The sequence below is a fragment of the Virgisporangium ochraceum genome, assembly GCF_016863655.1.
Lineage (GTDB): Bacteria > Actinomycetota > Actinomycetes > Mycobacteriales > Micromonosporaceae > Virgisporangium > Virgisporangium ochraceum.
The window spans coordinates 1-1,329 of sequence record NZ_BOPH01000182.1 but is presented as its reverse complement, the minus strand read 5'-3'; the positions used below and the strand labels follow the sequence as shown (position 1 = coordinate 1,329).

The following is a 1,329-nucleotide window of genomic DNA, read 5'->3' as shown; positions in this document are numbered from 1 at the left end:
CGCGGCGTGCGGAACGCACGGACCTCACTCCGACCGGCGCTCCCGCCGAGCGGTGACCCGGTGCAGGACGCCGTGCCACCGGGGAATCTCGTGCCGCTCGTCGAACGCGCGGGCGACCACGACGTCGGTCGAGGAATGGGCCAGAATCGACATGACGATCGTCAACGCCACCAGGTGGAAGATCTTGTCCGCGGCGGCGATCTGCGACTCCAGCACGATCAGGCCATAGACGACCGACGCGAAGCCCTTCGGACCGAACCACATCGCCGCCGCCTGCTCCCGCATCCCCAGACCGCTGCGCAGGAACGACACCCACAACGCGACCGGCCGCGCCACCACGATCGCCAGCACCGCGAACACCCAGCCCGTCCAGTGGATCTCGGTGAGGAACTCCCACGAGATCAACGCGCCGAACACCAGCAGAGCGGCCAGCTTCAGCAGCTCCGCGATGTTCTCACCGAAGTGCTCGAACGCCACCCGCTGCCGCGGGCCGAAACTGGCCACGGTGATCCCGGCGGCGAACGCCGCGAGAAACAGGTTCGCGTGCGTCACCGTACCCAGCGCCAGCACCAGCAGCCCGATCGCGAACCCGTTCAACGGCTCGTAGCCCACCGACGCGGCGAACCACCGCGTGCGCTCCAGCAGGATCGCCGCGACCGGCACCGCCACACCGATCACCAGCCCAAGGAGCAACTCGGTGCCGAGCTCACCCAGGTGCAGGTCGTCGGACCCCGCCGCCACGGCGAGGAACACGATGACAAACGGCAGCGCCAGCCCATCGTTGACCCCCGACTCGACATTGAGCAGGTGCCGCAGCCGCGCCGGAACCTTGTCGTTACCGACCAGCGCCGCGGCGAACACCGGGTCGGTCGGCGCCAGGACCGCACCGATCAGCAACGCCTCCGGCCAGTCCAACCCCGCCACGAAATACGCCAACGCCGCGGTGACCACCAGCGTCAACGGCAGCCCCCAGCCCAGCGCACGCCCAGGCAGCCGCCACGCCGACCGCAGATCCGCCCAACCGACCCGCATCCCGTCGGTGAACAGCACCGCGAACAACGCCAACTCCGCCAACGTCGCCACGATCGGCGACCCGGCGTCGAGGTCGAGCACACCCATGGTCTCCGGCCCGAGGACGAACCCGGCGACCAGGAACACCACCGCCGTGGACAGGATCGTACGATGCGCCAGCGCCGACACGAGCACAGCAACAAGCAGGACAGCGGCGAACGCCAGCAGCAACATCGAAGCACCTCCGGGCACGGCGGACACAACTGCCGACCAGACTTCCCGGCACACCTCGACGAACACCTGATCCTACCGTCCTGG

The 1,329-nt window shown here is 68.9% G+C and carries 1 protein-coding gene; it reads right to left on the bottom strand.

Annotated elements, in window-relative coordinates; genetic code table 11:
* Positions 1-24: 24 nt before the first annotated feature.
* Positions 25-1,245 (bottom strand): cation:proton antiporter, encoded by a 1,221-nt coding sequence (locus Voc01_RS52580; RefSeq protein WP_203935333.1) that lies wholly within the window; start codon positions 1,243-1,245, stop codon positions 25-27.
* Positions 1,246-1,329: the final 84 nt, after the last annotated feature.